The organism is Caballeronia sp. RCC_10, assembly GCF_041360715.1.
Lineage (GTDB): Bacteria > Pseudomonadota > Gammaproteobacteria > Burkholderiales > Burkholderiaceae > Caballeronia > Caballeronia grimmiae.
Genome location: NZ_JBFUPT010000080.1, coordinates 1 through 5770, shown reverse-complemented (window position 1 = coordinate 5770; position 5770 = coordinate 1). Strand labels below are relative to the sequence as shown.

Genomic DNA, 5770 nt, shown 5'->3' with positions numbered 1-5770 from the left:
AAATCGGCAGCTTGATGACCCCGGCGCTTCCACTTATAAACTCGATCTAACTGTCCGAACCAACGGCGCCACCTCTCAAAGCGAAGATTCCGAAGGCTGTAGACGACAGTTTTCGTGACCCTCAAACAGATGAAGAGCGACAAATAAGAACGGCTATCGACCGTTTCAACGCCGAACAGACGACTAAGCTCGAGCAGGAGGTTTTCAAACAACGGACCCGCCTCGCGGATGCCGAGCGTACGCTGCAGACAAAGGTGACCAAGGCCGCAACTGAAAGCAAGCGCATCGCGACGGACAAAATCCAAGCCTCGCTGCGTCGCCTTGAGGACATCAATCGAATGGACCCGCAACCACGCGACTCTCGAATTTTTCCCGGTACCTTCGCACCTGTTCTTGTGATGGAAAATGGTGAGTACATCGTCAAGCCAATGCGCTATCAGTGCCGAATCGCCGGCAAACCGGCGAACTACGATGTGAAATACCCGGGGACTTACAACGCGCGGCGCGATAATCTCGAAGGCTTCTGGAGGCCATGCTTTGGACACACACATGGCGTAATGCTCGTCGAGGTCTTCTACGAAAACGTCAAGAAGGCGAAGTACGAGAACACGCTGCTTGAGACGCACGACCGAGACGAGAACGTCGTCCTCGAGTTTCGCCCAAATAATGGCCAGTTAATGCATGTTGCATGCCTCTGGTCCAGATGGAGCGCGCCTGGCCAGCCCGACCTCCTTTCGTTTGCCGCCATCACTGACGAACCCCCTCCCGAGATAGCAGCAGCAGGGCACGACCGCTGCATCATTCCTATCAAGCTCGAAAAGGTGGATGCGTGGCTCAACCCGGACCCGAAGAATCTCGACGCGATGTACGCAATTCTTGATGACAGAGACCGACCATACTATGAGCATCGACTTGCGGCGTAACGGTCGGCTGCGCGAGCACAGCTTGGTAGAACGGAGCATCGCGACAGAAGGAGCGTCGAACACGCAAGACACTTAATGCCTCCCAACTTCAGCAAGAAGTTGACCGACGAGTCCATCGCTTACAGGAAATCGTTGAAGACGGCGTAAAGATTCGAGTGCCGCGGCCCCAGTTGCAGGAGCCTGATAGAACGGGCTGTAACTGGAACATGACGCACTTTGGGAATGCGGTCGGCTTTCAGCGCGACATAGATGGTGTACTTAAGGCCGTACGCGCCGAGTACAACCTTAGCACCGAAGCGAAATCCGCTACCGACCCATTCGGTGACTAAGCGAAAAACAACCGAGCGCTGCTTAGGTATAAGCAGGCGGGAGTGCGACTCTGCTTCCCCCGCGGCGAGCAACATGAGCTTTGACTTCCAAGCTCTTACAGCCTGTCTCAGCCGGTTGTTGCGACGGCTCGCCGTCCGCTTAAACGTTCGACGCGCACCTTCAGCGAGTCGCCGTGCACACGCAAGACATCGGCTCGCGGCGTCCTTTTTCGTGGGATGCCATCAAATGTGGGAACGCGCCGTTCCGTAGCTGGCAACGCACGCAGCGGCGGCTACCGACTTCACTATGCCGTGCGGTTTGCTGCGCACTGCGGCTCGCTTCGCTGGCGCCGCGTTTTGTAGCAGGCTCGTATTGGCCTCCGACGTTTGACGGTGCTGCACCACGAGACTCGGGCGGGTCCCAAACTTCGACGTAATGCTGACTGGCGACGACGTTCCAACTGTCATCAAAAGTGCGCTGAAGATTAGGGTCCTTAGCGAACGTTTTCTCCTGGGTTTGCGCGCAGCCGAAGTCCGTCTGCGCGCCGCATTCTGCCACGTGCCTCATGTTCGTTATAAAACGCGCCGGATTGCGAGGTCGATTCTTCCGACTCCGCAATTGTCATCGCGCATCGAGACGCAGTGCGTCTTGATGCGCGACTTGCATGGAAGCAATGGCGTCGTCCGGCCGATGCACGCCGGCAATATAAGTCAGCTCCCTATCTGGTTTATGGATGACTCTCAGCGCGATGCGACGTCTTCCGCGGAAACCATGATTGAGATGACTATTCGTATGCAACGCGGGGACGATACTCACCGGCGCTGGTGTTCGGCAAAGCTCAGGTCAACGCGATGGCGTCCGGCATTATCGGTAGAGCGTCGGCGGTAGCAGCGGAGTACGGCGCGTCTCGGGGCGACTCCCCAGTGCGACCGCCTGCTCACGGGACGGCACGGACGATTGCTGGAGCCTAGCCAAATTCGGGGGCGGGCCGGGCTTGCGGAAGGCGGCACTCCGCAATACAATGAGCGAATGAATCAACTACATTCATTCACTCATGTCGATGCTAATCCAACTTATTCGAGACTCGGCGGCGGCGTTCGACTCATGGGCGTATCCGCCGGAGGTTTATTACAGCGTGCTGGCACGCGTGCGCAATGCTTGCACACCTATTGAGCTTGGCGAAGCGCTGTGCCAGGCTCTCGCTTGGAAGGACGGGAAGGTGAGATTAGACCCGGACGGCCCCTACACCGCAGCTCCCTCCAACATAAGGTTCAGAACAGAGACGACGAAGCCAAACACGCTGTGCGATGAACATCGAGAGATTCTCAGTTCACGCGAATTTTTCGATTGGGCAAGTAATGTTCGCGAGATGAGGCACTTCGATATTTCGCGGATTCACGACCTCGACCAGCGTTTCGGACTTTGGGCAAGCGCTGTGATTCCTGCCTTTGTTCTGCATTGTCTTCGCCCCGAAGTCTATCCGATGGTAGACCGGTGGGTGCTGACCGCCTATAACTTACTTTCCGGAAATCCAGAGCATCCTCTCGATATTCAGTATCGGACTTCGATTGGCGCGTATCAGCGATATCAAGAATGGTGGCTCAACGTGCTGAGCGAAGCTGGCTTGGGCTCGTTCTCATCACAGTTGAATCAACTTAAGGAAATTGACGCAGGCCTGTGGGCGCTGGGCAAACGCGCCGCCGCCATTGCGAAAGAGTTGGTTGCAGTGGGCGAAAGCGAACGTCCCGACGTCGCTGTTGAGGATGCTCGCTCCGAACCGGGCACGGAATCAGAGCGGTTCAAATTGCGAGCCATCGCGCTTAGGAGGAGCGGAAAAACGCAACGGCAAGCGATGAAAGATGCGGCGGCGGATTTGGGCATCACCCTGAAGCCATCGTATCTTAATTACCCCGGCAGTCATTTCGAGCGTTGGCGAAAGCAAGGCCTCGAGTGAAATCACGAGTGATGCGTCGAAGAGGCTTTTCGCAGAACACCAAGTGGCGTCTACCCGGGCACGTTTCGCCAGGTCGCCGACGCTTGTGAACTGCTCCACAGCTCTCGCTGCTTCGATTCGTTCAGCGGCGCCGTTCTTCATCCCTTCCAGTAGTGACAAGCTCAGTCGTACCGCAGGCTTCGTACGAGCATCTTGATGCTCGAGCACCGATTCCTACCGACTGATTGTGACGTCTCCGGAAGGACCTTGACGCCGTGACGTTGCGCATCTTGTACAAGCTGCGACGCCGAGTACAAGCCGAGTGGCCGAACCGTCGCCTCTTCACCTAAGCGGGAGCACGTGAGCATTCGCGCGCACGGTCGGGCATCGACCGCCAAAGAGGAAGGGACGAAACGGCCGGAATCCTTGCCTTGTCCCGGCCGCACACACAAGCTCGAACCTTGAGCAATGGCCTTACGGACGGAGAAATCAAACCATCCGTATGACTCCCTTGAATGGCCTCTATCGGCGGTCTAGTCAGCCAGCAGGCGGGGATTTTTGGCAAACGCGTCGATGAAATCAACTGTTTCACGCCAGATTGCCTCGAACGACGTATTCCCGTTTCGCTTGGCGTATCCAGCGGTCGATTCAGCCGATTTTCGAACGTACATCGCATTTTCGACTATGAATCTTTGCATCGGAATGGGAATGGGGTTTCTGCGATGCCACTTGTGATGCACAAGGTCGGCGCAGTCGCTGTAAATGGCCCTCACCTCGTCCTCAGTTATCTGAACTTCGTCGACGAGGTCGTAACTAAACTTGTTCGCGAACATTGAGTAGCACTTGTGTGCGTTCTCGGTCTGGTTCGTTTCTTCGAAGAGCTTCGCCATCTCCATATAGCAATAGATGCTGCCCTTGCGAGCACCTTCCTTGAAAAGGTCGAGCGCCTTTTGCTCATCCGCGCGAACTCCCTCCCCATCCTTCGTCATGCGACCCAAGTGCGGGTAGGCGGCGAGACAGCCGAGTGAAGCAGCCTGCTTGAATAATCTATAAGCCTCCGCTCGGTCTTGGAGACAGTCGCCGACTCCCCAGTAGTGGCTCTCAGCATCGATGAAAATGTCGTCCCACGGGGGAGACCCATCACTCGATGAACCCTTGAGCGTCAGCAGGTCCAAGTCATCTTCGTCAGGTTTCGTACCGTTCCAAGCGTGTGTCGTAGCCACGCAATTGTCGTTGTCGATTGCACCGGGCGCCATGGAAACGGCCCTTACGACCTCGTTGACCGGTGCGTTGAAGAATTCTCTGGTTGACGAAACGCGATAGCCCTTACGCTCAAGATACGTGTGAACGAAGGCTTCTGTCTCGTGGCAGTCGTTGAAGAACTGTTCATAGACGACAATGAACGGACTTGGCAATCCAGTCGCTTTGGACAGCTCCGCAGCCCGCTCGTTTGGCGACCGCGTTGTCTTACCAACTTTCACCAATCCTGCCATTGCACTGTTAGCAAGCACGTAAACGAATCCGGCGTTCATCATAGTTGTAGTCGGCTATCTTAGTTCTTCCTTGTTTTACACTCCCGAGCGACGGTTCTAATTTGAGTCGCTGGAGGACTTTTCGCTCTTGGTGGCATGGAGTACTGCGCTAGATGCAACCATGCGTGCCGGCATGTAATTATTCGGCTTACAGCGCTGTACAAATGTGTGGAATTGCACGCGTGCGATGCTGAAAACTTGTTTGTTTACTGATAGACCCGCGGCTGCTTAAAGGCTGCCTCATGTCGCAAACCTGTCACTGGCGGTTGTAAGAGGTCGGCCAGACCGTGTGATTACCGCTGCCGTCCTCCACCTCTTCCGTGGCCCATGTGGCAGAAGAATCCTGTTGCAAAGTCCGTGGCCGACTGCACGGAATGTCATACTTCGACTGATAAGCTAGTGGCTCTGTCGGAACACACAAATTCATGTCGAGAACCTATACGCTTAGGGCAAAACAAAAGCCACCTTTCGGTGGCTTTTTGTTTCATCTAGGGCAAACACCTCAAGCGTCGTCAGGAGCACGCGCCAGCACTTTGCGCTCCGTAAGTCGCTTCGCTCACGGTGAACTTGTCTCCCGCGCGCGAGGATAGTTGCTGAATGAGGCCTTTGCACGAAAAGCCCATGATGTTGAGGTACTGCTTGGCCGACCTCGTCGCCTGCTCGTTCCAGTCGACGGCCAAGCTGTCAACAGCGGCCGTGGCATCAGCCACATCGTAGCCATTACCCGCATCGGATGAGAGCTGTTGAATTAGGCCCTGCCGTGAAAACCCTTTGAAACGGAGATACTGCTCCGCCGACCGCACCGCATTAGTCTGCGGCCCAGTCAAATACCCAGCCCATGTGGGTGCCGCAGCAAACAAGGCGGCAATCACCGCAACTTTTAAAATTTTCAGCCTCTTTTGAATTCTCAGTGGGTGGTTTGGCGGGTCAAGGGCGAGCGTAAGCTCGGCGCAGGGAACCCTTGAGGCGCACTGATTCGATAAGCTGAGTCATGGTTGGTTGCGGCAGAATGCTGCAACCAACCATGCAAGACGAAACGAACAATGACGAACCAACTGTTTGAAGCCGCTCTG

The 5770-nt window shown here is 55.7% G+C and carries 3 protein-coding genes and 3 pseudogenes; 3 read left to right on the top strand and 3 right to left on the bottom strand.

Annotated features, from left to right (window positions below; genetic code table 11):
- Positions 1-77: 77 nt before the first annotated feature.
- The 3 genes and pseudogenes from AB6804_RS31470 to AB6804_RS31460 all read left to right on the top strand — a co-directional run.
- A pseudogene (locus tag AB6804_RS31470) lies at positions 78-923 on the top strand (SOS response-associated peptidase family protein); the annotation flags it as partial.
- 62 nt (positions 924-985) lie between these two features.
- A pseudogene (locus AB6804_RS31465) lies at positions 986-1252 on the top strand (hypothetical protein); the annotation flags it as partial.
- A 1034-nt stretch (positions 1253-2286) separates the two neighbouring features.
- Complete coding sequence (locus AB6804_RS31460) at positions 2287-3186, top strand: hypothetical protein (RefSeq protein WP_370889779.1); 900 nt, start codon at positions 2287-2289, stop codon at positions 3184-3186.
- Between the two features lie 48 nt (positions 3187-3234).
- On the opposite strand, the pseudogene AB6804_RS31455 reads toward AB6804_RS31460, so the two are convergent.
- From AB6804_RS31455 to AB6804_RS31445, 3 genes and pseudogenes are all read right to left on the bottom strand, one after another.
- Positions 3235-3494 (bottom strand): annotated as a pseudogene (locus AB6804_RS31455) (hypothetical protein); the annotation flags it as partial.
- 204 nt (positions 3495-3698) lie between these two features.
- Positions 3699-4700 carry a GIY-YIG nuclease family protein gene (locus tag AB6804_RS31450; RefSeq protein ID WP_370889778.1) on the bottom strand — a complete coding sequence of 334 codons (1002 nt, stop codon included), beginning with the start codon at positions 4698-4700 and terminating at the stop codon, positions 3699-3701.
- Between the two features lie 509 nt (positions 4701-5209).
- Positions 5210-5569: an Ltp family lipoprotein gene (locus AB6804_RS31445; protein WP_370889777.1), complete on the bottom strand. Its 360-nt coding sequence runs from the start codon at positions 5567-5569 to the stop codon at positions 5210-5212.
- Positions 5570-5770: the final 201 nt, after the last annotated feature.